Raw genomic sequence first — 24,046 nt, 5'->3', positions numbered from 1 at the left:
TGGCTCTATCGACTGACCCTCAGTGAATGTAGGATCCAATTCAACAGCTGCAGCGAAGGAACGCCGCAGTGATCAGGGAGGATCGACCATTGCCAGGAGGCTACTGACAGGATGTCGGAATGGTCATGTTGCAAAACCACCCGCTTCGGCGGGTTTTTTGCGTCTGCAGGAAGGCAGGGTGGGTTCAGCGGTCCGGCTCGCAGCCTTTGAGCACCAGCCTGAGGATGGTCCGGGTGGCCGCCTCGTAATCGGCATCCTGCAGTTTTGCCTTGCCGGTGACCGTTGCGATCTGCCAGTCGAAATCGGCGTAGGTCTGGGTCGCGGCCCAGATGGTGAACATCAGGTGATGAGGATCGAGCGGGGCGATCTGTCCGCTGTCGATCCAGGCCTGGATGCATTCGATGTTGTGCCGTGCCTGGCCATTGAGCTGTTCGATCTGCTGCGCTGTCAGGTGCGGGGCGCCATGCATGATCTCGCTGGCGAACACTTTCGAGGCGAAGGGCAGATCACGGGAAATCTGGATTTTCGAACGGATATAGCGGCTGAGGACTTCGGCAGGCACGCCTTCGGGGTTGAAGGGCGTCGACGCACGCAGAATGGGCTCGATGATGCTTTCCAGCACCTCGCGATAGAGGTTTTCCTTGGATTTGAAGTAGTAATAGACGTTGGGCTTGGGGACACCGGCTTTGGCCGCGATATCGCTGGTCTTGCTGGCGGCGAAGCCCTTGTCGGCGAATTCCTCGCTGGCAGCGCGCAGGATGAGTTCTTTGTTGCGCTCGCGGATACTGCTCATGACCCGGTTGTTCCCTTGCCTGCATGGCGGTCGCGCATGTTAGCACCGGGTTTGCGCAGCGCTCAATGTTGACGGCCCGGGGCAGGGTTGCACCGGGCCGTTTACTCAGGCACCCATCAGTTCCTGGACTCTGGCTGCCAACGCTTCAATCGCAAACGGCTTGGTCAGTACGCGCATTCCTGGACCGAGCTGTTCGTCACCGATGGCAGCGTTTTCCGCGTAGCCGGTGATGAACAGGGTCTTCAGATGCGGGCGGACCTCGCGTCCGGCATCGGCCATTTGTCGTCCGTTCATGCCGCCCGGCAAGCCCACGTCAGTGATAAGCAGGTCGATATGCACATCCGAACGCAGCAGCTTTAGGCCAGCCAGGCTGTCGGCGGCTTCGATCAGCGTATAGCCCAGGTCGCCGAGGGCGTCGGTGAGCAGCATGCGCACCGTGGGTTCGTCGTCCACGATCAGGATGGTTTCCCCGGACTGGGTGAACTCGAACGGTGTCTTGTGCACATCGCCTTCGTCTCTGGCCGCAGTGCCGTCGTAGCGGGGCAGGTACAGGGATATCGCGGTTCCCTTGCCGACCTCTGACTGAATACGCACCCGTCCGCCAGACTGATTGGCGAACCCGTAAATCATCGACAGACCCAGCCCGGTGCCCTGGCCAATGGGCTTGGTGGTGAAGAACGGGTCGAATGCCTTGGCGATGACATCAGGCGTCATGCCGGTACCGGTATCGGTGACGCACAGCGACAGATAGTGGCCCTCAGGCATATCGTGTGCGCGTGCCACATCGCCGTCTATCCAGCGGTTGCTCGCCTCGATGGTGATGCGTCCGCCGTCCGGCATGGCATCGCGGGCGTTGATGCACAGGTTCAGCAGCGCGTTTTCCAGCTGGCTGGCGTCGACCAGTGTCGGCCACAGCCCCGTGGCACCCAGGGTCTCGACCACGATGCTGGGGCCGACGGTGCGCTGGATCAGGTCGGTCATGCCTTTCATCAGCCTGTTCACGTCAGTCGGCTGCGGGTCCAGGGTCTGGCGTCGAGAGAAGGCCAGCAGCCGGTGCGTCAGAGCCGCGGCACGTTTGGCCGCGCCCTGGGCCGTCACGATGTACTTGTCGACCTCGCCCCAGCGCCCTTGCTCGATCCGGGTGCCCATCAGTTCCAGAGCCCCGGAAATGCCTGCCAGCAGGTTGTTGAAGTCGTGGGCGAGGCCACCGGTCAGTTGCCCGACCGCTTCCATTTTCTGCGACTGGCGCAGCTTCTCTTCGGCCTGCATGAGCTCGGTGGTGCGCGCTGCCACGCGTTGCTCAAGCGTGTCGTTGAGGGCACGCAGCGCGGCAGTGGCACGGTCGCGTTCTGCCGCCACGGCGCGTCGTTCGTCAACGTTGATGAGCACGCCGGGAAAGCTCAATGGTGTGCCATCCTCGGCCCGATCGACCCGGCCGTTGGCTTCGATCCAGTAGTAGATGCCATCAGTACGACGAACGCGGTACTGGTGGGCGTAAACACGCCCGTTGGTGATGACCGCATTGATCGCAGTGATCAGGCCTTGCTTGTCTTCCGGGTGAACAGTGGCAATGACTTGCTCAAGACTCAGGCCTTCACGGCCCAGCGCGGGGTCCAGACCGAAGGCCTTGGCGAAGGCTTCGTCGACGGTGAAGCGATCGGTCGGCAAGTCCCAGTGCCAGGTGCCGATGATTGCACCGGCGGCCAGGGCGAGCTGAACGCGGTCGATGTTTTCGCGTGCGACGGCCTCGCTGGTGCGCAAGCGCTCCTCGGCATCGCGTCGCGCCGTCACATCGCTGAAGATCACCGCAATCTGCCGATCAGCCGGTTCACCGACACGCACCGCCTTGACTTCGAACCAGCGCTCGAACGCCTTGGCATAGTTCTCGAAGCTGGCAGGCTCGCCGGTTTTGGCGACGTGCCCATAGGCTTCGAACCAGAACCGCTCCAGGTCCGGCGCGAACTCGGTCACCCACTTGCCGCGCAAATCGACACCGGCCTGACGTTCAAAGGCAGGGTTGGCCTCGATGAAGCGGTAGTCCACCGGGCTGTCATCGGCATCGAACCTGACCTGAATGATGGCGAATGCGGCTTCGATGGTCTCCAGCATGGCCCTCGAGCGCTCTTCGCTCTGGCGCAGCGCCGTCTCGGCCTTGCGCATCTGCGACATGTCGAGCATTGCGCCGATCATGCGCACCGCCTGGCCGTCGATATCGCGTATCACATGACCGCGGTCCAGTACGTCGGCATAGGACCCGTCCAGACGACGAAAGCGGTATTCATCCGTCCAGGCAGTACCATTGCCGTCGATCACGGCATGAATGGAGTTGTATACGCGGGTGCGGTCGTCGGGATGGATCTGGCCGATCCACCAGTCACCGGAGTTGTCCAGGGTTGCCAGCGGGTGGCCGTAAGCCTCTTCCAGTGCGTCGTTCCAGAGCACCAGATTGGTTGCAAAGTCCCAGTCCCAGATCGAGTCATTGGTCGCCTTGGCGGCCAGCCGGTAACGTTCCTGGGCTTCTTCGGTCGCGCGGCCGGCCAGATGCTCGCGGGTGCGGTCGCGCAGGATTTTCACGAAACCGAGGTGGGTATTGTTGCCATCGTAGAGCGGCATCATCTCGCCTGATGCCCAGAACAGCTGGCCGTCCTTACGCAGGTGCCAGCGCTCGTCCGACGCCCTGCCTACGCTCAGCGCAAGGTGCATTTCATGCTCGATCCGGTCGTTGGCCACGTCCTCGGGCGTAAAGAAACGTTCGGCGCTCTGGCCAATCATCTCATCCTGGGTCCAGCCCAGAACCTGTTCTGCGCCCGGGTTCCAGTCGGTGATGATGCCCTTGCAGTCGGTCAGGATCATGGCGAAATCCATCGCGCTGTCAAAGACTGCGCGCTGGCGTGCCGCCCGGGCGACGGCTGCGGGTCGACAGGTATTTGTTGCGGCGTCGATGCCGGCTTCTTCAAGCGTTCTGCGCAGGTCCACGATCTGCGCCTCCAGCTCTTCTCTTGTCAGGTCTTTCAGAGCGCCTCCCGCTCACACGTTATGTTTGGCATGGGCGGAAACTTGCCGATGGCCTGCTTTGCACGGTCTGCTTTCCCTCGGCAGGCAGTGCCTGATGGGCGTCTTTCTATGGCGACCACCATACAGTCATTGCCGCGCCTGAGCTCACGTCCTGCCGTGACTGCAGCGCAGTGGCTGCGTCAGTGGACACCTGCCGACGAATCGGGTTTCGAAGGATCAGAATTTAAAACAGCCATTGTGTCCTGCGCTGGTTCCGGGGACATGTTCAAAGGCGCAGCGATTTTCCCGGGTATTCATCGGCCTGGGGGCGGCTTTCTTTAGAGAATGTCAGGCCTGGGTAACAACTTTGTTTGCAGGCTGCACACATTGCTCATTACCTGATGCGGGTGGGGCTTTCGAGTCAGCCTTTTTTCGGGGTTCTTCGGAACGCGTGCTAGGATTTACCCTTTCGTTATGCGAAACGTGCCCTTCGTATGTCCATCGATGCAAACAGTTCCGCTACTCCTGCACCCACCAAGCGTCGCCTGCCGAAGGGCGAGGTGCGCAAGGCCGAAATCATCAAGGCGGCCATGACCCTTTTCGCTCGGGATGGGTATGCCGGCGCCTCGCTGACCAACATTGCCAAGGTGGCGGGTCTCTCTCAGGTCGGCCTGCTGCACCACTTCCCGACCAAACTGGTGCTGCTGCAAGCTGTTCTCGAACATCGCGACCAGTACATTGCCGGCCGGCTGCAGGATGCCGATCAGGTCGCTTCTCTGCAGGGGTTCCTGTCGTTTCTGAAGCAGGTCATGAGTTTCAGTATCGAAGACGCCGCGGTCAGCCAGGCGCTGATGATCATCAACACTGAAAGTCTGTCGGTCACGCATCCTGCACACCGCTGGTTCAGCGAGCGTTTTGCGATTGTGCACGGCCATCTTCAGGCGCATCTGAAGTTGCTGGTCGAGGCAGGCGAAATTCGGGCGGATATCGACGCAAGGCAGATCAGCCTGGAGATAGCCGCCATGATGGATGGCATGCAGATTCAATGGCTTCGATCGCCAGGGGATGTGCAGATAGAGGAGGGGTTTGCCAGGTTTCTCGAGCGACTGGCGCGGGATCTGGCGGCACGCTGAGCTGCGAGCATTTACCAGACAGGCATCGGTGGTCCTGTCGACCACCGATGCCTTTGGCGTGTGATGAATGTTGCTTGGGACGACTATTGCTTAGTAGGCCTGTTCTGCCTTGACCTGTACGGCCTTGCGCAGGGGGATCGGCAGCGGGTTGGAGTCGCGAGTGGTCAATTGCTCCGGGTACAGCGCTACAACCGTGCGGTCGAGCGTCAGGTTTTCCGAGTCCTTGCCCACCAGCACCTTGAACTTGCCAGGGTCAACGTTCCAGCTCACCGAGTTGGCTGAGTAGTACGCGAACGAGCGCGAGTCCAGCGCAATGGTCACGGTCTTGCTTTCGCCAGGCTTCAGGTAAACCTTGGAAAAGCCCTTCAGCTCTTTCTCTGGACGATCAACCAGCGGCTTTGAAGGCTGCACGTACAACTGAGCCACTTCAAAACCGGCCTTGTCACCCGTGTTGGTCACCGTGAACGACGCCTGAATGGTCGCGCCCGGTGCCAGCACGTTGCTCGACAGCTTCAGATCGCTGTACGCATAGGTGGTATACGAAAGCCCGAAACCGAATGGGTAGAGCGGTTTGGTGTGCTTCTTGTCGTAACCGCGATAGCCCAGGTACAGGCCTTCGCTGTAGCTCATCTCGACAGGCGGATTAGGGCTGCTGAAATAGTACGGCACCGGGTTCGAGTACGATGCATAGCTCGGATTGTCCTGCGCCTTCTTGTCCAGCGTGATCGGCAGCTTGCCCGACGGATTGACCTTGCCGAACAGTATCTCAGCCAGTGCCTGACCGCCCTGTTGCCCTGGATACCAGGCGTGCAGAGACGCGGCTACCTTGTCAGCCCACGGCTGCATGTCCATGCCACCGCCACCGTGCAGTACCACGATGGTTTTCGGGTTGGCTTTCTGAATGAAACCGATCAGCTCGGACTGGAATTGCGGCAGTTCGAACGGACGATCGAGCGACTCACCCTCGTATTCGAAGTTATTGCCGGCGGCTACCACGACAGCGTCGTAATCCCCCAGATTCTTCGGTGGTCGCAACGCTGCCCAGCTCATCTGTACGCCGTTCATGCCGCCCAGTACCGGAGTGAAGTTGCCCTTGAGCCGGCGGTATTCGAGGCGCACGTTGTATTCGCTGCCAGCCTTGAGATTCGGTGTCTTGACGGTGCGCGGCACGACTGGGATCAGGTCGAACGAGACTTGCGCGCCTTCATCTTCAAGCACCAGCTCATCGTTGATCCAGAGTTTATAGGCACCGTCCGCACGGACCTTGAACACCTGCGGCCCGGTGATCGTCGGTTTGATCTTGCCAGTGAAACGGGCCGAGAACGAACCGGCTGAAGGGCTGTAGCCGTTGACCGCGCTGCTGCCGTAATCAGTGACGTTGGTGTTGGTAATCCAGTCCAGGTTGACGCCCGGCTCGATGCGAGTTGCCACCGGGTCGCCGGACAGCGAGGTGTTGGCGTAGTACTCGGCTTTTACGCCGGTATTGCTGATCGCCTTCTGGTCACTGCCTGGCTGATACCAGACCGACGATTTAGGGTTGAGGCTCATCTGTGGCAGGTAGTCCACGTTGGACGGGTCAGACGCCAGTTGCTTGAGTCCGCTCACTTCGGTGACATAACTGGCCGGCGCCGAATAGGCAGTACCGAACGGCGCGGTCGGCGGCTGCATGGCCATGTCGCCAATGACGGCGATCTTCGCGTTTCTCGGCAACGGCAGTAGAGGTTTCTGCCCGTCCACTGGCTCGTTGCGCAGCAGGACGATCGATTCTCTGGCCACGTTCAAGGCCGCCAGTTGACCGTATTCACGATGCTCCAGTGGCTGCGCCTTGTTGATCCCCTTGTCAAAACCGTAGCTGACCAGCGCTCTCAGGTTCCTGCGCACCTTGTCGTCGATTACGTTCTGGTGCAACTGACCGTTCCAGACATAAGGCAGCAGTTTGGCTTCGGTAAACTGAAGGCCGCTGGGCATGTCGATATCGGTGCCGGCCCAGGCGCCTTTGAAGGCGTCCTGAACCGAGTTGAAATCGCTCATGACGTTACCCTGAAAGCCCCACTGGCCTTTGAGGATATCGGTGATGAGGTGATGGTTTTCACACGCGTATTCGCCGTTGATCTTGTTGTAGCCGCACATGATCGAGGCGATATTCGAGTTCTTGACCAGCGATTCGAAGCCCGGCAGGTACAGCTCCTGCATCGCTCGTTCGTCTATCTTCACATCCAGATAATGACGGTTCGCTTCCTGCTCGTTCATCAGGTAATGCTTGGCGGCCGCCTGGACGCCTTGAACCTGGATACCGTTGGTGACGGCTGGTGCCAGTACTGCGCCGAGAAACGGATCTTCGCCGCTCATGTACTCAGCCGCCCGACCGTTGAAAGGCGTGCGGTACAGGTTGATGGCTGGCGACAGCATCTGCTGACCGCCTGCGATGCGGGTTTCGTAGCCAATGGCCAGACCGAATTCCTTGGCCCGGTTAATGCTCCAGGTGGCCGCGAGTGCTGACGGGGAAGGGTACTGCGCACCGAACGTCTTGCCGCCGACCAGTACGCCCATCGCCGAGTCATAGGCGACCGTACCCTGCAGGTTGAACTTGTCCAGCTTGGGAATCATGCGGCCGTCGTCAACGCGCGAAAAATTGATTTTTTCCGATTGCGTCATGTTGTCCAGCATCGCGCCTACGCGCGCTTCCACTTCATTGCCGGTCATCGGCGTGACAGCGAATACGCTGCCTGCCTGGGCGATACCGAGCGCCAACAGGCTCAGGCCCAGGCCTTGTTTGATCATGGACACGGAGTTATTCCTTACGTCATTCATTGATTGATCGGTTGCAGTCAGTGGGTCACTCAGTGGTCTTCATTGCCGGCAGGGGCGTCAGCAGTGTCGATCGGTGCATCCACCACCGTTTGCGCGCCGTTGGGCGTTTTCTGTACGGCAGCGTCGGCACCCGTGATCTGCTCACGCTGGGCGTCGACCTCTGCGCGGCGCTCGCTCGACGTGGATGGCAGCGGGTTCTGCCCGTCAGCGGCAGACACCGGGAGGGCGGCAAGGGACATCAGTAAAGTGGCAACAACAGGCAGCAGGGGGCTGGCCATCGGGAGAATCTCCAAACAGAAATATGAAACAGGCAGACAGGCAAGTCAGCAGCTCAGGGCCGCTGACAGTTCATTCAAGGCGTGCGTGACAAACAGAAAATTGCTGAAAGGTAAAATACACGAATGTAATTTTATATAGTTGAGGTTGGGTAAAATTCAATGGCAGCTATTTGGTTTTAGTATTACTTTAATTTCAAAATATAAATTTAATACGCAATATTTTTATGGTTTTTGTGTTTTTACAGAAATTAATCTTCTTTTTAAAAAGCAGAGTGATCGCTCTGTTTTTGGCGGTTTAGATGGTTTTCATGGGGTCGCGTGCTGATGAGCGCAAGTATTGCTGACGCCTGAATACTGGCAGTGAGTGTCAGTATCATCACGTCGCTGTCCGGCCCGTCGAATAAAGTCCGGACGCCACCGAAGAATGCCTACGCCTGTCTGGACTGGAGTGAGTGTCTCCTCACATCGGCGGCGCTGCTGGAACTGATGCTCAAGCGTGGGTGGGTAAGTCGACATCTTGATTCCAGAGCGTTGAAGCTGACGCCCAAAGGGGCAGGCGGGATGGCGAAGGCGTTTGGTCTGGAAGGCGGTGCGTAAACGCTCAGATAACCACGCCGCTATCGGGTATGCCCGGTAGCAGCGTGGCTCAGGTTCAGAAGCTGTACTTGGCCGTCAACGCATAACTGCGCGGGTTGCCGTAGACGTCGGTGGAGCCCCAGACCGAGCTGGCGCCAATCGCCGTGTAGTAGGTGCGGTCGAATATGTTGTTGGCGTTCAGTTGCAGGTCGAGGTTCTTGCTCACCTGATACCCCGCCATCAGGTCGGCGACGGCGTAGCTGCCCTGTTCCAGGCGATAGCTGCCATCGGTGAGCGCGATGTCGTTGTACATGCGGCTTTGCCAGTAGACGTTGCCGCCGACGCGCATTTTCTCCAGTGCACCCTGCAGGCGATAGACCGTCGATACCTTGAACAGATGCTCGGGCGTGTCGGTGTTGAATTGCTGGTTCTTGTTCGCCGGATCGGCATCCTTGAGGTAGTGGGTGCGGGCGTAGGTGTAGCCGGCGCCGACTTGCCAGTTCTCGGTCAACGCGCCTTGCAGCTCCATCTCGATGCCCTGACTGCGTACCAGGCCTGCAGCGTCGTAACAGGTCAGGACCGCGCAGCCTGCCTGGGTCGGTGACTGGGTCTTGAGGTTTTTCTGGTCGATCTGGAACACCGCCAGGGAGGTGTTGAGGGCGCCGTTGAAGTATTCACCCTTGATACCGACTTCATAGTTTTCGCCGACCACCGGCTTGAGCACCTTGCCGGACAGGTCCTGTGCGCTCTGCGGCTGAAAGACGTCGGTGTAGCTGGTGTACAGCGAGTGGTGTTCATCCAGCTTATAGATCAGCCCTGCGTAACGCGTCAGGTTACGGGTGACTTTGTAGTCTTCATCGCCGACGCGGTCATCGTAGTCGTACCAGTCCAGACGGCCGCCGAGGATCAGGGTCAGCGGATCGGCCAGGCTCAGGCGTGTGGTGAGATAGACCGCGTCCTGGGTGGCGATGCTGTGCGTCTTGCCATTGCGAACGAAGTCCGGCTTTGGCGCGGCAATGGGCAGACCGGTGTCGTAGGGGCTGTACTCCTTGCTGGTCTGGTCGTACACGCGCCGGCTGGTGCCGACCACCACTTCATGAGTGCGGCCGAAGGCTTCGACCGGCCCACTGGCGTAGACATCGAAGGCGCTCTGCTGCTCTTCCGGCCTCGACTGGTAGGCCGTGGTTTCCAGCGGGCCGTTGTAGCGAGACAGGTAGGTCCCCGAAAACAGGCCGTCCAGCGACGAGCTCGAGCCTGCTACGCGCAATTTCCAGTCGTTGTCGAAACGGTGCTCCAGCTCACCGAACACGGTGTCTATCTGGATTTTCTTGTTTTCCCAATCCGAGCCGGAATAGGTGGAGCGCGGCAGGTTCAGGTGGTGACCATCGACGCCCAAGGGCAGGCCGCCCCAGAAGTAGTTGGTCTGGTCTTCCTGACGAGACAGGCCCAGGGTGGCGGTCGTCGCGTCGCTCAGATCGGCTTCGACCACCCCGTAGAACACGCCGTGATCGCTCTTTTCCTTGTCGCGGAAGCTGTTGGCATCCTGGTAGGAACCGACTATGCGGCCGCGAACCGTGCGGCTGTCGTTCAGTGGGCCGGACGCATCGAAGACGCCACGGTAATCGTCCCAGCTCCCGACCGTGCCGGTGAGGGTGACCTGTGGCACGGCGGTAGGGCGTTTGCGCACCATATTGATCGCTGCCGAAGGATTGCCAGACCCTGTCGCCAGGCCAGTCGCGCCCCTGATCACCTCGACATGATCGAACATGGCCAGATTGGGTTGAACGCCAGCCGTGTAGCCCGAGTACGAGGCGGGCAGGCCGTCGTACATGATGTTGTCGATGTCGAAACCGCGCGACGTGTAGGTTTGCCGACCCGGTCCGCTGGACTGGTCCAAAAACAGTCCCGGCGTATACCTGACCACGTCATTGATGCTGGTCATGGCCTGATCGTCCATGCGTTGGCGGGTGACGACCGTCACGGCCTGCGGCGTTTCACGAATGGTCAGCGGCAACTTGGTCGCGGTCTGCATCGGGCCGGTGGTGTAGGACTGACTGCCCTCGGTTGTGGAGCCAAGTTGATCACTGCTGATCTGCGTGGCGCCCAGCTCCATGGTCGTGGCGGGCTGTTCTTCAGCGCCAAGGGCTGCCTGTGTAGTGGCAGCCCAGATGCCCATGGCCAGCAGACCCGGTGTGAAACGATTACGGCTTTGCGATTGTTGCCCCGACATGAACCCGACACTCCCTGATGCCCTCCATGGCAGGATGATAATAATGTTGATAATGGTTCGCATTAGTGTGACAGGTTGTTTCGGTCAGAAAAAGACACTGCGAACAAATAGTTAACAAAATTTTCACATTTGAGTGTCTGGATAAGCGTGGAAAGCCAATGCAAGCGCTGCAGAGGCTTGAAAGGGGAATGCTGTCTTCGGTAAGCACACGCGTCGATTTGACTGAAAGGCGTTTTACAGGAGGACGCGTGTCAAGCGAAGCACGGCTTGTCGCGCAAGCCGCGCACGCTATTTACCGAGTGTTGGCATAAGCCAAGGCTAAACGCCGACGCAGAGTTTTATTTTTTCCACATACCCTCTATGGTTTGTCGAATCTTTTCCGGACTTTGCGTACCGAAATTGATGGGTGGATTATCGCTCGCGAAATATTGACTGAACCCTGCATGCAGGAACGAACCGTCTTTGTCGTCGATAACCTGCATATTTTCGAAGCTTCGTCGAACGGATTGAGAGTCAAGGTTGTAAGTCCCGGTCATTACTTCCGCATTGCCGTCAGCTTTGAGGACACCGAACAGTTTGCCATGGTCCTTGAAGCCCTTGTCTTCAAATCGACTTGGCCAGCCGCGTTGCTCCCCGATGTCGACGAGATGTGACTCTCTGTTAAAAATTCGTACATCGATATTTGCCAATGCGCTCTGCTTGTCGGCCTCACTTCCTTTAAGGTTTTTGAGAATCTGTTCGCGAAGGTAATTGATCTGATTAAACCCATCCGCTAGACTCGTGAGAATTTGCAGCTTTGCACCTTTCTGCGCAGCGTTGGCCAATAACTTACAGACGCCTTCATCAAACCGTCGGCTGCTGCCGTTACGGATGCAGACTTTTTCGCCGGGGGCGACGTTTGTCAGCATCGTTTTGAGTGCTTTGCCAATAGGCCGTTCAAACCCGCCGCTGGTGTCATTCGAACCTTTGTTTTTAATCCAGGCGATACTTTTTTTCTTTGAGTGACCCAGGTCAAAGCCTTGAGCATTGAATATATCTTTGAAGAACTGCTCCTGCGCTGTGCCATTGGTTGTGTTGATGGCATTTAATTTTTTGCCAGCGTTTTCGACAACGATTGGCATGAGGGCGCTGTAAATATCTCGCGATTCTATCGCTGCTCGCTGCACAACGCGACCCTCGAGGTTGTCCAGTTTTGCACAGTGGTTTTCTCTCTTGTTAAAGAGGCTTCCTTTGATCGCTGTCTCAGACTGATTGTCGAGAAAGTTAGTAAGCTGCTCAGAAGCCAGAGAGTTACTCAGCGTCACGCAGCCTGAGTCCATCCAGTTAGGTTTCGCAATATTGCCAAGTGATGCCCCCATGGTTACGCAAAGCCCATTATCATTGACAATGAATTTGTCATGGTGCGATCCGGCAAATCCTTTGGGCTCTCCTGCCAGGAAAAAGAGGTTCGCTTGAATGTTTTCCAGCTTCGGACCTTCGAGTTCGCCACGTTCCACTGCCGCATTGAAAAGTGTAACTACCTTTGCCCAGTCGTTTTCCTTGATGCTGATATTGGTGCGCTTATCCTCGGTGTAGTAGTTCTGAATAGCATCGCTTTTCTGGTAGAAAAACACACCGGTAAAGTCTTTGTCGTGCTGCTTGCTGGCAAAACCTTGCAGCACGGAAGCTATGGTCGGCGACAGGGCATCGCTTTTTGGAGCTCCTAGCGGCTTGATTCCGTAGCTGGTTACCACGCATACCTTGTCAGCCGATGCGAATGCACTGCGTACCACTTGACACTGCTCGGCTTCAGTCAAAATGTCATGGTCGGAAATTCGCGCAACGGGGTCGAATGAGCAGTCGCTGCTGTCAAGTCCCATGACCATTTTATAGGTCAGTGGCTTGCGTGCCGCAAGATCGATCATCGCTGTCAGCGCTTCAGTGTTTTGCAGGCAAGCGTGCACCCGCTGTTGTTGCGTCTCTTCGAAACGGGGTTGTCTATAAACTCCCGAAGCAGCAACAGCAAGTTTTGCGACGTCTTCGTCGACGTTATACTGATGGCTCGCCTGTGCAATAAAGTTTTGTATCGCCTGCTTTTTTTGCTGATTTAACGAAACAGTTGATAGCTTGTTTTTTAACCAGGAAAAGCTGTTTTTTTCTTCGGTGCCCGCGTTACCTTTCAAGTGGTTAGCCGTTTTCGAGATATCAACCACTGCCGAATAGTTAGCGGGGACGCGAGTCGGTGCTATTCTTTCTGTTGATGACGACGACAAGGGAGGCACGGGGGCTGAGCACTGCGCTCTGAAAAGCTTATTGAGCGTTGATTTTATTGAGGGTGCTGAAGGTTGCGCTGCGGGCACGGCGGTTGCGTGGTTTGATGGAGCCGATCGGATGTCCATATTAGAACACTCTTCTGGGGTGGTGGAGTTGGGTTGATTCGATTGTTGCCGCTGGAACAGGTTGAGATTGAAGTGCCGATCTCAGCTCTTGTGTGAGCGCTACGAAGTTGTCCAGTGTTTGCCACAGCCCTACACGATCTAATGACTCCAAGATCGCTGTATGGTGCACGAACAGCTCTTGGTTCTCCGTATTGAGTGCAATGACACTTCCCCTGAGTACATTTTTCTGAGCGTTGATGGCCAGTGCTGAAGCGAGCACTCGACCATCAACTGCGGGCTGCAGCTGAAGCAAAGTGCCGTACAAATGAAGACTTGAAAACGCGTCCGGAACCGCCAACTGGAACGGGTTGCCCTCTCTATCAGTGAACGCGCCGTGACCATCCTGATCGACGTCACCTGCAGGATGCTTGATGCAAGCGGCTGTTTTTAGCCATTCGTTAATATCGTTTCGAGCCTGATTACGGTTCATTTTTCTCCACGCACTGTTGATGTCGGACCTGAAAATTCACCGTTTACGTGGTCATGAGCTTGCGAAGAGTTCCATGCCTGTAGCGTTCGACGAACTCGAAGAAAAGGCGCTTGCTCGGCAACACAGAAGGGGCCGTTAAAAAAATCTGTCAAATTTTGCGCCTGAACTACATTGGTACGAATTTTAAGGCTGTCCGCTCGTCTCAAGGCTAAGATCCTCGTCTTCGTTCGAGTCAGCGATGTTCCATTTTCGTGTTGCACAGGCTTTTCAGACATATTTCCTGGCCAACACCCATACGCTTGCTCGCACCTGAATTACTGAAGTGTTTTAAGCAGACTTTATACTCAGAGACTCCGCCTCATGACCCAATCCCACCGCCTCCACCTCGTCCTCGGCGACCAGCTTTCCTTCGATCTCGCATCCTTGGCGGGTCTGATCCCCGAGCGCGACACGGTCCTGATGGTCGAGGTCATGGAAGAGGCGAGTCATGTGCCGCATCATCCGCAGAAGATCGTGCTGATCTTCAGTGCCATGCGTCATTTTGCTGAGGCGCTGCGTGAGCGTGGTGTTCGGGTGCAGTACGTCATGCTCGATGATCCGCAGAACACAGGGTCGGTGCCGGGTGAGTTACAGCGCTGGCAGGCCCTGTTGCGAGCAGAAGAGTTGCACATCACCGAGTGCGGCGACTGGCGTCTGGAACAGTCGATCAAGGACTGCGGGTTGCCCATCCAGTGGCACGCCGATACGCGCTTTCTTTGTTCCCGCGACGAGTTCTCGTCGTGGGCGCACGGCAAGAAGCAGTTGCGCATGGAGTTCTTCTATAGGGAGATGCGCCGCAAAAGCAGGCTGCTGTTGAACGGCGACGGTACGCCGGTCGGTGGTGCCTGGAACTTTGATGCCGAGAACCGCAAGGCGCTGCCCAAGGGCGTGGCAGCGCCTTATCCGCTGCGCTTTTCCGCCGACACCATTACCCGCCAGGTACTGAAACTGGTAGGCGAGCGCTTTGCCAGCCATTACGGCTCGCTGGATAATTTCGACTATCCGGTTACGCATGCCGATGCCCAGGCGCTGTGGGAGTACTTTCTGGATTACGGCCTGGCCGGTTTCGGCGATTATCAGGACGCGATGGCCACTGATGAGCCTTTTCTGTTTCATGCGCGCATCAGTGCTGCGTTGAACATCGGCCTGCTGGATTTACGCCAGGTGTGCAGTGACGTTGAGTCCGCGTACTGGGCGGGCAGGGTGGGGCTGAATGCTGCCGAAGGTTTCATTCGCCAACTGATCGGCTGGCGGGAGTATGTGCGTGGCGTCTATTGGCTGAAAATGCCTGATTACGCGAGCGGCAATCTGTTCGGTAACAGCCGGCCGCTGCCCGAGTTTTACTGGACCGGCGAAACGCAGATGAACTGCATGAGTCAGGCCATCGGCCAGAGCCTGAAGCATGCCTACGCCCACCACATTCAGCGCCTGATGGTCACCGGCAACTTTGCCCTGCTTGCCGGGATAGTGCCGGAGCAGATCTGCGAGTGGTACCTGGCGATCTACATGGATGCCTTCGACTGGGTCGAGCTGCCCAATACGCTGGGCATGGTCATGCATGCCGATGGCGGCTATCTGGGCTCCAAACCCTATTGCGCCAGCGGCCAGTACATCAAGCGCATGTCTGACTATTGCCGCGGCTGTGCGTACAAGGTCACTGAAAGCACCACTGAGGATGCCTGTCCGTTCAATGCGCTGTACTGGCATTTCCTGATGCGCCATGGCGACCTGTTGCGTCGCAATCAGCGCATGGCGATTATCTATAAAAACCTTGATCGCATGGCTGAGCCCAAACAGCAGGCGCTGTGGGCGCGTGGCGAGCATCTGCTGGCCAGGCTCGATGCCGGAGAGGCGCTTTGAAAAAAGCCGAGCTGCCAGTCAAAACCTGTGTGGTCTGCGGGCTGCCGTTCACTTGGCGCAAGAAGTGGGCGCGCTGCTGGGATGAGGTGCTTTATTGCTCTGAGCGTTGCCGGCGAAACAAGCGCACGGCAAGCCAGTAGCGTTTTCAAAATATTTCGAAATGAAAAGCGCTGAACTATCGCTTGCTCAGCATGATCCTTCCTTATGCGCATTCAGCGCGACCCCGACCTGCCAGCGCATCCGCACTGAGTGTTGATCCAGGGTCGCCGAACGAAAAGGAGCCGTCATGACCGTAACCACCTATCCCGTCTACCGCTACACGCCAGGCCCGCTACATGCGACCTTGCTTGCCGGAACCGTGCCTTTGTTTCTCGGCGGCTTGCTGAGTGATATTGCCTATTACCAGACCTTTCAGGTTCAGTGGAGCAACTTTGCCGCCTGGCTGATTGCCGGAGGCCTGTTGTTCTGCGGGCTGGCGTTGCTGTTCGCGTTGGTCAATCTGGTTCGCGCCGATCACAAGGCTGGTCGTCCCGTGGTGTACTTCCTGTTGTTGCTGGTCACCTGGGTGCTGGGTCTGGTCAATGCCTTCGAGCATGCGAAAGACGCTTGGGCGGTCATGCCGTCGGGCTTGATCCTGTCGGTCATCGTCACCGTTCTGGCCTGCGTTGCGACGTGGACCGGGCTTACTAGCCTGCGTTCCGGAGGTGCAGAATGAGAAATATCCACGCATTGACTGCATTGAGCATGGCGCTGCTGCTGAGCGCCTGCGGTGGTGAAGCCGACAGCACTCAGGCGCGCGGACCGGACCCGAAGCTGCCGGATCCGCAACGCGGCCTGTTGCCGAGCATGAAGATTGCAGAACCCACCGCATGGGGCGATCAAAAGCCTGCCGTGCCTGAGGGTTTCAGCATCACGGCGATTGCCAGCGATCTGAATATTCCACGTCAGTCCATCGTTTTGCCCAACGGCGACATCATCGTTGCCGAAGGGCGCGGCGGCAGCGCCGCCAAGCTCAAGCCCAAGGACGTGATTGCCAGCGTCATCAAGGCCAAGGGCAACACCAAGGTCAAAAGCGGTAATCGTCTGACACTGTTGCGAGACGCCGATGGCGACGGCAAGTACGAGCTGAAGACGGTGTTTGCCGAGAACCTCAATGCGCCTTATGGCCTGGCCTTCGCGAACGGCAAGCTGTACGTGGCCAATCAGGATGCGCTGGTCAGCTTCGATTATCAGGAAGGCCAGACCAAGGCCAGTGGTGAACCGACCAAGGTCACCGACTTGCCTGCAGCGATCAACCACCACTGGACCAAGTCGCTGACCGTCAGCCCTGATGGCCGTTTCCTGTACGTGGGCATCGGCTCGAACAGTAACGTGACCGAGCGCGGCATGGAGGTCGAGATCGATCGGGCAATGGTCTGGCAGATCGACGCCGCCACCGGTGCCCACAAGCCTTATGCGACCGGTCTGCGCAACCCGACGGCACTGGCGATTCAGCCGGGCACCGGGCAACTGTGGACAGTGGTCAACGAGCGTGACGAACTCGGGCCTGATCTGGTTCCGGACTACCTGACCTCGGTGAAGGAGGGGGCGTTTTACGGCTGGCCTTACAGCTATTGGGGCCAGAATGTCGACACGCGTGCCCAGCCGCAGAATCCGGCCAAAGTCGCTGCGGCGATCAAGCCTGATTACAGCCTTGGTTCGCACGTCGCCGCACTGGGCGTGTCGTTCTCGATCCCGGCCATGGGCGACAAGTTTGCCGACGGCGTGTTCGTTGGCGAGCACGGCAGTTGGAACCGCGATAACCCGGTGGGCTACAAGGTGATCTTCGTGCCGTTCAGCAATGGGCGTCCTGCGGGCGAGCCTGTGGACTTCGCAACCGGTTTCCGCGGAGCTGACGGCAAGACGCGCGGCCGGCCAGTGGGCGTGACGGTTGATCCGAAAGGCGCACTCATCATCGCTGACGACCTGGCAAACACCGTCTGGAGAGTGACCCGCAACAAGTAGGTCACGATGGCCTGAGGTCGTTGTTGAGTAATCGTTCCCAAGCTCTGCTTGGGAACGCCGTTCTTGACCCAGAGCGTCGGCACGATAGCCGATGATTGATCGTTCCCATGCGCCGCGTGGGAATGCCGTTCGTGACGCTCCGCGTCACCGATGCCACCTCGACCCGGAGCATCACCCTGATGGCCCGTCTTCGCGGGACCTACCTCGCGTTATCCACACAAAATTCTTTCGCAAGGTGGCTTCGATGCGCGCTTACACGTTAGGGTTGGCCGCTTCCACGCGCTGGCCTGAGCGGCCGGTCGCTGACATCCCTGAATTCTGGAACCGCTGTGAGTCGCTTTGAAACCGCTGGAAACGTACGAACAAAACCCGCTTCATGGTGGGCCGTTGGCAGCGTATCGCTTGGGTCGTTCGCCACCGTCACCACTGAATTTCTGCCGGTCGGGCTGCTGCCCGATATCGCTCGCGACCTGGGAACCAGCATCAGCCAGACAGGCTTGATGATGGCCGTCCCCGGCATCCTTGCGGCCATCTCGGCGCCGTCCTGTATTGCCCTGTTCAGTCATGTCGACCGCAAGCGCCTGCTGCTCGGGCTGCTGTCGATATTGCTGGCCTCCAACCTGATCGTCGCGTTGTCCACGCACTTCTGGCTGACTTTGGCGGGCAGGGTCCTGCTCGGCTTCGCGCTGGGGGGATTCTGGACGATTGCCGGGTCACTCGGGCCGCGTTTGAGGCCCGGCAAGGAGGGCGTCAAGGCCACCGCGTATGTGCTGGCGGGCGTCTCGATCGGCACTGTCGCGGGGATTCCGGCCGGCACGTTGATCGGTGAAGCCTTTGGCTGGCGTGCTGCGTTTGAAACAGCGGCAGTGGTCACGGTTGCCGTGGGGGTGTTGATTGCAACCTTCCTGCCTGCGTTGCCGGGCGAGCGCTCTGCCGGCATCAGCCAGATGTTGTCGCTGGCTGGCGAGCAGCGCATTCGTCGCATGTTCGCTGCCGCACTGTTGATCTATGTGGGGCACTTCGCGGCTTACACTTACCTCGCGCCCTTCGTGCAGGAATTCGCGCATATTCAGGGTCAGGCCCTGGGCGCATTGCTCTTCGCCTTCGGCCTGGCGGCGGTTGCAGGTAATCTGGCCGGTGGAGCTCTGGCGGCCAGGAGCGCACCGTCCTCGGTGCTGATCATGACCCTGCTGATGCTGGGTTCGCTGACCGCGCTGCTGATGTTCGTCGGTAACCCGTGGCTGCTCTGGCCGGTGATTCTGGTCTGGGGGTTCGCGTTCGGGATGATCCCCATCACCACGCAGATCTGGTGCTTCGAGGCCTCCAATGATCGGGTCGAAGGCGTTCAGGCGTTGCTGGTCTGTGTGGTGAATCTGTCGATTGGCGGCGGGGCGTTCATTGGCGGTGTGGTGTCCGGTCGGGCCGGCTTTACCGCTGCCATCGTGATCGGTGCGGTATGTGCTGCGCTGTCCATGCTCACCGTGATGCTGGCGATGCGCAACTCAAAGCCGGTCAGTTGCACCGACTGATCTGCCAATAATGAGAGACCGCGGCGACGCTGAATCCATCGCCGCGATACCTCATCACACCTTCGTCACACCCTCAGCCTGCCTTGAAAAACGCGACCTTGCGGGTCAGGCGATCCGCGAGCTGCGCCAGTTCCTCACTGGCGGTCGCCACTTGCTGCGATCCATTGGCAGATTTGAGTGTCGAGTCGTGAATGCTGGTGATGTTCATCGCAACGTCTTCTGCCACCGCACTCTGTTGAACCGACGCGCTGGCGATCTGCGCGTTCATGTGATTGATCGCACTCACTTCCTGATTGATTCTCGACAAGGCGCTTTGGGCATTGCGTGTCTGTTCCACGGCACGATTGACCAGTTCACAGCTGTCGCGCATGTTCTGTGCCGCAGTTTCCGTACCACCCTGCAGCGTGCTGATCATGTTCTGAATCTCCTGGGTCGACAGCTGGGTGCGATTGGCCAGCGAACGAACCTCATCGGCGACCACCGCAAAACCTCTGCCATGCTCGCCCGCGCGGGCGGCTTCAATGGCCGCGTTGAGCGCCAGCAGGTTGGTTTGTGAGGCAATCGAGTTGATCACCTCGATCACCTTTTCGATCTCCTCGCCATGCCGTGAGACCTGCTCCACGGTGCTGGTCGTTTCAGTCAGCGTGGCCGCCAGTTGTTCGATGGCAGTGGTCGTACCTTCAACGAGGCTGTTGCCGCTCGCCACCTCACTGTCAGCCAGGCGCGCGGCATCCGCGGCCTGTGAGGCATAGCCCGAGACTTCACTGACCGTCGCGGCCATCTCGCTGATGGCGGTGGCCACCTGTTCGGCTTCACGGGTCTGCACCATGATCTGGGCATTGTTGGCGGAGGAGGCCGCCGACAGCACGCTAGAGGACTGGCTGACCTCCTGAGCGGCCATTCGTACGTCGGTGATGGTTTCCGAAAGACGGCTCAGCGCTGTTCTCAGCACGCCCATGACGCTGTCGGGATACGCCGTGGTGATGGTTTGCTGCAGATCGCCCGCCGCCAGTCGGCGAATGGCCTCGGCAACGTCGACCGGCTCTGCGCCAAGGGTCTTTTTCACGAAGCGGATGATGAACGCCGACAGTACGATGCTCAGCAGCACAGCGAACGCAGTGGCCAGCAGCATCAGGCCGCGGAACTGGCTGGCGGTCGCCTGCACATTATCCAGCTGGACCCTGATCGAGGCTTCCTCATGGTCGATGAGCGCGTTGATGCGCTTCAGCCATTCACTGTAGTTACCGGAGGTCTGGCTCAGCAACAGGGCCTGCGCACCGGCGATGTCTCCGGCACGGCGCAAGGCAATCACGCTCTTGGTAGAGCTGAGCGTTTGCTGTTCGATTTCCTTGATGCCACGCAGCAACTGGCGTTCTTCGGCACTGACGTTGGGCTTGGTGAACAACTGCTCCATCGGTACGGCCGAGTCGACATAGTCCTTTTCAAGACGGGTCATCTCTGCCAGATGCAGCGCCATGTCCTGGTCGTTGTTGACCAGCACGGCGTCGCGCAGAGCGATCGCACGGTTATGCACGCTGCCCCGGAAGTTGATCGCATAGCGTTGCACCTTGGCGGCATTTTCGCCTACGTCTTCCAGGGTACTGTCGATGAAGCCGACCCGCTGAATGCCAACGGCTGTGATCAAGATGAGCAGCGAGACGACAGCGGCGAATCCCAAGCCGATGCGCGTAGCCAGAGAAACCTGATTTTTCATGAAATGAACCCGAGCGAGGCAAGAGAAGAAGTCGGATGAAATAATGGCGAAGAGCCTTTATTCAGAATGGCCTGACAATACCGTCCAGTCGACTCGCTGCCCAATAGATATTTGCGCACGGTGACATAGACAGGTGTTATTTCAGAACTGTATGACAGTTACGAAAGCGTGGGGTGCGATCTTTAGGGTCCTCGTCGTCGCTCTGTGCCGCGGGTAACCGGCGACGCTCATGTCGTTCGCCGGTTACGGGGGGGGTTGCTGCGTCGGTCAGACGAAACCGGTCACTGCATGGGGCACGTACGGAGCCTCGAGACGTTTGATGTCCTCATCACTGAGCACCAGTTGCAGCGCTGCGATGGCATCGTCCAGTTGCGTGGCCTTGGAGGCGCCGACGATGGGCGCGGATACACCGCGCTTGGCCAATACCCAGGCCAGTGCGATTTGCGCCATCGGCACCCCGCGCTCTGCGGCCAGCTGTTCCACGGCATCGATCACGCGACCGTCTTCCTTTTCCGTCGCCTCGTAAAACGACTGGCCGGATACGTCGGTTCTGGTCCGCTCGGTCTGTTGACCATGGGGCCTGGTCAGCCTGCCGCGTGCCATCGGGCTCCACGGCATCAGGCCGACCCCCTGATCGATACACAGCGGGATCATCTCGCGCTCTTCTTCGCGATAGACCAGGTTCAGGTAGTTCTGCATCGAGACGAATCTGCTCCAGCCATGCGCGGTCGCGACCTGCTGGGCCTTGGCGAACTGCCATGCGTACATGGAAGACGCGCCGATGTACCTGGCCTTGCCGGCCTTGACCACATCGTGCAGGGCTTCCATGGTTTCTTCGATGGGCGTGTCATAGTCCCAGCGATGGATCTGGTACAGGTCGACATAGTCAGTGCCGAGCCGGGTCAGGCTCGCGTCGATACTGGACATGATGGCCTTGCGCGAGAGCCCCTTTTCGTTGGGGCGGGTCGAGCCTTCCCACATGTTTGCCGGAAAGAACACCTTCGTTGCGATCACGGTCTCGTCGCGACGTGTGAACTCTTTGAGCAATTTACCGACGATGGTTTCCGAAGTACCTGCCGAGTAGCTGTTGGCCGTGTCAAAAAAATTGATGCCTTGCTCGACGGCGTGTTTGATGATCGGTCTGCTTGCTTCTTCGCCCAGTGTCCAGGGATGCGTTCCGGCATCGGGCTCGCCGAATGTCATGCATCCCAGGCACAGTCTGGAAATATCCAGTCCTGTGTTGCCAAGCTTTACGTAGTCCATGAATCCTCCGTCTATCGTTGATTGAGCAGCCGCCGAGCCGTTTCGCGTCTACAGTTGGGCAACGTCTGCCCGGAGCAACTCGCTTTGACGCGATTGGTTCTATAGTTCTAGATCTGTAGAACTATAAGCGACTGTGCACGATTCGGGAGAGCAATATGGCCAGGCTGGAACAGATAGGGTTTCTCGGTTTCGATGTATTCGGCACCGTTGTCGACTGGCGAAACGGCGTGGCGCGGGCCGCTGCGCCATTTCTGCAGCGGCATGGCGTGGACGTCGATCCCCTTGATTTTGCCGATCAGTGGCGGGGTCTTTATCAGCCTTCCATGCAGCGCGTGCGTGCGGGTGAGCGCCCGTACGTGACACTCGACGTGCTCAACCGGGAGAGTCTCGAAACAGTGCTGGCGCGCCATGAGGTGGATTTCGGCAGCATCCCCGACGCCGAGCTCGTCGAGCTCAACAAGGCCTGGGAGCGGCTCGATCCATGGCCTGACTCGGTCGCCGGCCTGAGCCGATTAAAGCGCAGGTTCTCGATCGGTACGCTATCGAACGGACACATCGCCGGAATGCTCAACCTGGCGAAATTCGGCGGACTGCCCTGGGACGTTATCGTCGGTGCGGAGATCGCCGGCACTTACAAACCGATGCCCCAGACCTACCTGAAGTCTGCAAAAGCAGTAGGCCTGGAACCGCATTGCGTCGCCATGGTGGCTGCGCATAACGCCGACCTGACTGCCGCTCGTGCGAATGGCTTCAAGACCGTTTTCGTCCGACGTCCCGCCGAGCACGGGCCAGGCCAGACGTCTGACCTGAGCGCCGAACAGGACTGGGACGTGATCGTCGATTCCCTGACCGAAGCGGCTGACGCGCTCGATTGCTGAAGCGCCCGTTATCCAGGTGCGCCGGTCACCCGCGCAAGTCTTTCCACATATGCACCTTGGCGACGAACCCGGTGCCTACAGCAACTGCAAGGGGTTCGAGGCCAAAGGTCACGAAGCCCATGCGCTCGTACAGTCCGACTGCTTCGGCGTTGCCCTGCGTGACAGTAAGCTGCACGACCAGAAGCTCTGCGCGGGTTCCGGCATGGTCGAGCACGTTGCGCACCAATCGAGCGCCGATGCCCCTGTTCCTGTGCGCCAGTGGCACATACATGCCGAACAGGGTCGATTTGTGTCGGGCCTTTTTTCGGGTTTCGACGCAGAGGCCGGCTACGCCCAACAAATGACCGTCTTCAACGGCGGCAAACACCATTTCGGTTGCGCCAGCGCTGTCATCGAGCCTTTTCTCCCACCACGCCAAAGGCAGCACTTCGCGCTCCGTCACGTCAGAGGTAAAGGCGTCTGGATGACGGTCATAGGCCTCGAGCATCAAGGCGCGATAGGCAGGCGCATCGGCCGGGGTCAGTTGTCGATAGATGAGGGTCATGGAGGCCGTGGTCGTGTGAGTCAGGTTTCGAGTATTGCATTGCGTGCCGGGAAAAGTCGCCGCCCGACGCTGAAATTTCAAACGGCTCTCCCGCCGCGACAGCAGTGCCGTTTGACGGACACTTTCGCGGTTTGTAACTTTTTGTTTGCCTCACCGCCAAAAATCGTGGTTATTATCCCCGGCGCTCAGGGCCAAAAACCCAGCGCCAATGACTGTCACGGGTTCACAGACTCCGCAGTCACAGCCGATCGGGTCCACCCTGGCGCTGACACCCCGGCGCAGGCCGTTCCCCGTCGTTGACCCTCGAACGGAAGATGAGGTTTCAATTGGTCACGCGGTATGCAAACGTCAGTTCCAAGGGCAGAGCGATCAGTCTCGTCAACGAGCCAGCCACCCCCCTTTCTGTAGGCGAGTCGCGCCGTGCCGCGTTCGTCTGTCATCCCTCTGCGATCCCCCCGAGTGCTTGCATGTCAGGTCATGACATGAGCCCGAGAGCCCGCGCCGCACCTTCTCCCTGAGTCTCGATGTTCATCCGGCATTGCTTATGCCGTGC

General features: G+C 58.6%; 17 protein-coding genes and 1 pseudogene. 8 read left to right on the top strand and 10 right to left on the bottom strand.

Translation table 11 applies throughout. From position 1 onward, the window contains the following. Nucleotides 1-184: 184 nt before the first annotated feature. Nucleotides 185-793, bottom strand: a complete 609-nt coding sequence (locus KBY02_RS23030) for a TetR/AcrR family transcriptional regulator (RefSeq protein ID WP_010429686.1) — start codon at nt 791-793, stop codon at nt 185-187. Nucleotides 794-898: 105 nt separating this feature from the next. Beyond that, nucleotides 899-3,769 carry a PAS domain-containing protein gene (locus KBY02_RS23025; RefSeq protein WP_032655343.1) on the bottom strand — a complete coding sequence of 957 codons (2,871 nt, stop codon included), beginning with the start codon at nt 3,767-3,769 and terminating at the stop codon, nt 899-901. A gap of 512 nt (nt 3,770-4,281) precedes the next feature. Between KBY02_RS23025 and KBY02_RS23020 the strand changes: the two genes are divergently transcribed. Further along, nucleotides 4,282-4,920, top strand: coding sequence for a TetR/AcrR family transcriptional regulator (locus tag KBY02_RS23020; RefSeq protein WP_024639208.1), 639 nt, complete (start codon nt 4,282-4,284; stop codon nt 4,918-4,920). Between the two features lie 90 nt (nt 4,921-5,010). On the opposite strand, the gene KBY02_RS23015 is transcribed toward KBY02_RS23020, so the two are convergent. Together KBY02_RS23015 and KBY02_RS23010 are read right to left on the bottom strand one after the other, a co-directional pair. Continuing rightward, nucleotides 5,011-7,701 (bottom strand): beta-glucosidase, encoded by a 2,691-nt coding sequence (locus KBY02_RS23015; protein ID WP_032655339.1) that lies wholly within the window; start codon nt 7,699-7,701, stop codon nt 5,011-5,013. Between the two features lie 59 nt (nt 7,702-7,760). Continuing rightward, the gene (locus KBY02_RS23010; protein ID WP_024639210.1) at nt 7,761-8,009 is read right to left on the bottom strand and encodes a hypothetical protein; all 249 of its coding nucleotides are present in this window, start codon (nt 8,007-8,009) and stop codon (nt 7,761-7,763) included. A gap of 426 nt (nt 8,010-8,435) precedes the next feature. Here KBY02_RS23010 and KBY02_RS23005 point away from each other — a divergent pair. Next, nucleotides 8,436-8,606, top strand: a pseudogene (locus KBY02_RS23005) (ArsR family transcriptional regulator); the annotation flags it as partial. A gap of 55 nt (nt 8,607-8,661) precedes the next feature. Here the strand turns inward: KBY02_RS23005 and KBY02_RS23000 are convergent. The 3 genes from KBY02_RS23000 to KBY02_RS22990 form a co-directional block, all read right to left on the bottom strand. Continuing rightward, on the bottom strand, nt 8,662-10,815 hold the full coding sequence (locus KBY02_RS23000) for a TonB-dependent siderophore receptor (protein WP_032655338.1): 2,154 nt from the start codon (nt 10,813-10,815) through the stop codon (nt 8,662-8,664). Nucleotides 10,816-11,153: 338 nt separating this feature from the next. Then, nucleotides 11,154-13,193, bottom strand: a complete 2,040-nt coding sequence (locus tag KBY02_RS22995; protein WP_225650779.1) for a phospholipase D-like domain-containing protein — start codon at nt 13,191-13,193, stop codon at nt 11,154-11,156. Between the two features lies 1 nt (nt 13,194). Then, complete coding sequence (locus KBY02_RS22990; RefSeq protein WP_003404419.1) at nt 13,195-13,662, bottom strand: CesT family type III secretion system chaperone; 468 nt, start codon at nt 13,660-13,662, stop codon at nt 13,195-13,197. Between the two features lie 360 nt (nt 13,663-14,022). Between KBY02_RS22990 and KBY02_RS22985 the strand changes: the two genes are divergently transcribed. The 5 genes from KBY02_RS22985 (at nt 14,023) to KBY02_RS22965 (ending at nt 19,094) form a co-directional block, all read left to right on the top strand. After that, nucleotides 14,023-15,561: a cryptochrome/photolyase family protein gene (locus KBY02_RS22985; RefSeq protein WP_104683898.1), complete on the top strand. Its 1,539-nt coding sequence runs from the start codon at nt 14,023-14,025 to the stop codon at nt 15,559-15,561. Next, nucleotides 15,558-15,701 (top strand): DUF2256 domain-containing protein, encoded by a 144-nt coding sequence (locus KBY02_RS22980; RefSeq protein ID WP_003404413.1) that lies wholly within the window; start codon nt 15,558-15,560, stop codon nt 15,699-15,701. The genes KBY02_RS22985 and KBY02_RS22980 overlap by 4 nt, the downstream gene beginning before the upstream one ends. A 146-nt stretch (nt 15,702-15,847) precedes the next feature. Beyond that, complete coding sequence (locus KBY02_RS22975; RefSeq protein WP_003404410.1) at nt 15,848-16,276, top strand: DUF2231 domain-containing protein; 429 nt, start codon at nt 15,848-15,850, stop codon at nt 16,274-16,276. Then, nucleotides 16,273-17,565 (top strand): PQQ-dependent sugar dehydrogenase, encoded by a 1,293-nt coding sequence (locus KBY02_RS22970; RefSeq protein WP_032655332.1) that lies wholly within the window; start codon nt 16,273-16,275, stop codon nt 17,563-17,565. Before KBY02_RS22975 ends, KBY02_RS22970 begins: the two co-directional genes overlap by 4 nt. Nucleotides 17,566-17,894: 329 nt before the next feature. Beyond that, entirely contained in the window at nt 17,895-19,094 is a 1,200-nt protein-coding gene (locus KBY02_RS22965) for an MFS transporter (RefSeq protein ID WP_024660452.1), read from the top strand. A 73-nt stretch (nt 19,095-19,167) separates the two neighbouring features. Here KBY02_RS22965 and KBY02_RS22960 read toward each other — a convergent pair whose 3' ends face one another. Together KBY02_RS22960 and KBY02_RS22955 are read right to left on the bottom strand one after the other, a co-directional pair. After that, nucleotides 19,168-20,808, bottom strand: a complete 1,641-nt coding sequence (locus KBY02_RS22960; RefSeq protein WP_003404405.1) for a methyl-accepting chemotaxis protein — start codon at nt 20,806-20,808, stop codon at nt 19,168-19,170. Between the two features lie 267 nt (nt 20,809-21,075). After that, nucleotides 21,076-22,071 carry an aldo/keto reductase gene (locus KBY02_RS22955; RefSeq protein ID WP_004413987.1) on the bottom strand — a complete coding sequence of 332 codons (996 nt, stop codon included), beginning with the start codon at nt 22,069-22,071 and terminating at the stop codon, nt 21,076-21,078. A 155-nt stretch (nt 22,072-22,226) separates the two neighbouring features. Between KBY02_RS22955 and KBY02_RS22950 the strand changes: the two genes are divergently transcribed. Then, a complete protein-coding gene (locus KBY02_RS22950; RefSeq protein ID WP_003404399.1) occupies nt 22,227-22,949 on the top strand; it encodes a haloacid dehalogenase type II in 723 nt (240 codons plus the stop codon). A 25-nt stretch (nt 22,950-22,974) separates the two neighbouring features. On the opposite strand, the gene KBY02_RS22945 is transcribed toward KBY02_RS22950, so the two are convergent. Continuing rightward, nucleotides 22,975-23,493 carry a GNAT family N-acetyltransferase gene (locus tag KBY02_RS22945; RefSeq protein ID WP_032620390.1) on the bottom strand — a complete coding sequence of 173 codons (519 nt, stop codon included), beginning with the start codon at nt 23,491-23,493 and terminating at the stop codon, nt 22,975-22,977. Nucleotides 23,494-24,046: the final 553 nt, after the last annotated feature.

The sequence above is a fragment of the Pseudomonas sp. P129 genome, assembly GCF_020312195.1.
In the GTDB taxonomy this organism is placed as follows: Bacteria; Pseudomonadota; Gammaproteobacteria; order Pseudomonadales; family Pseudomonadaceae; genus Aquipseudomonas; species Aquipseudomonas fragariae.
The sequence above is the reverse complement of the archived record's forward strand: the minus strand, read 5'-3'. Positions and strand labels throughout refer to the sequence as shown.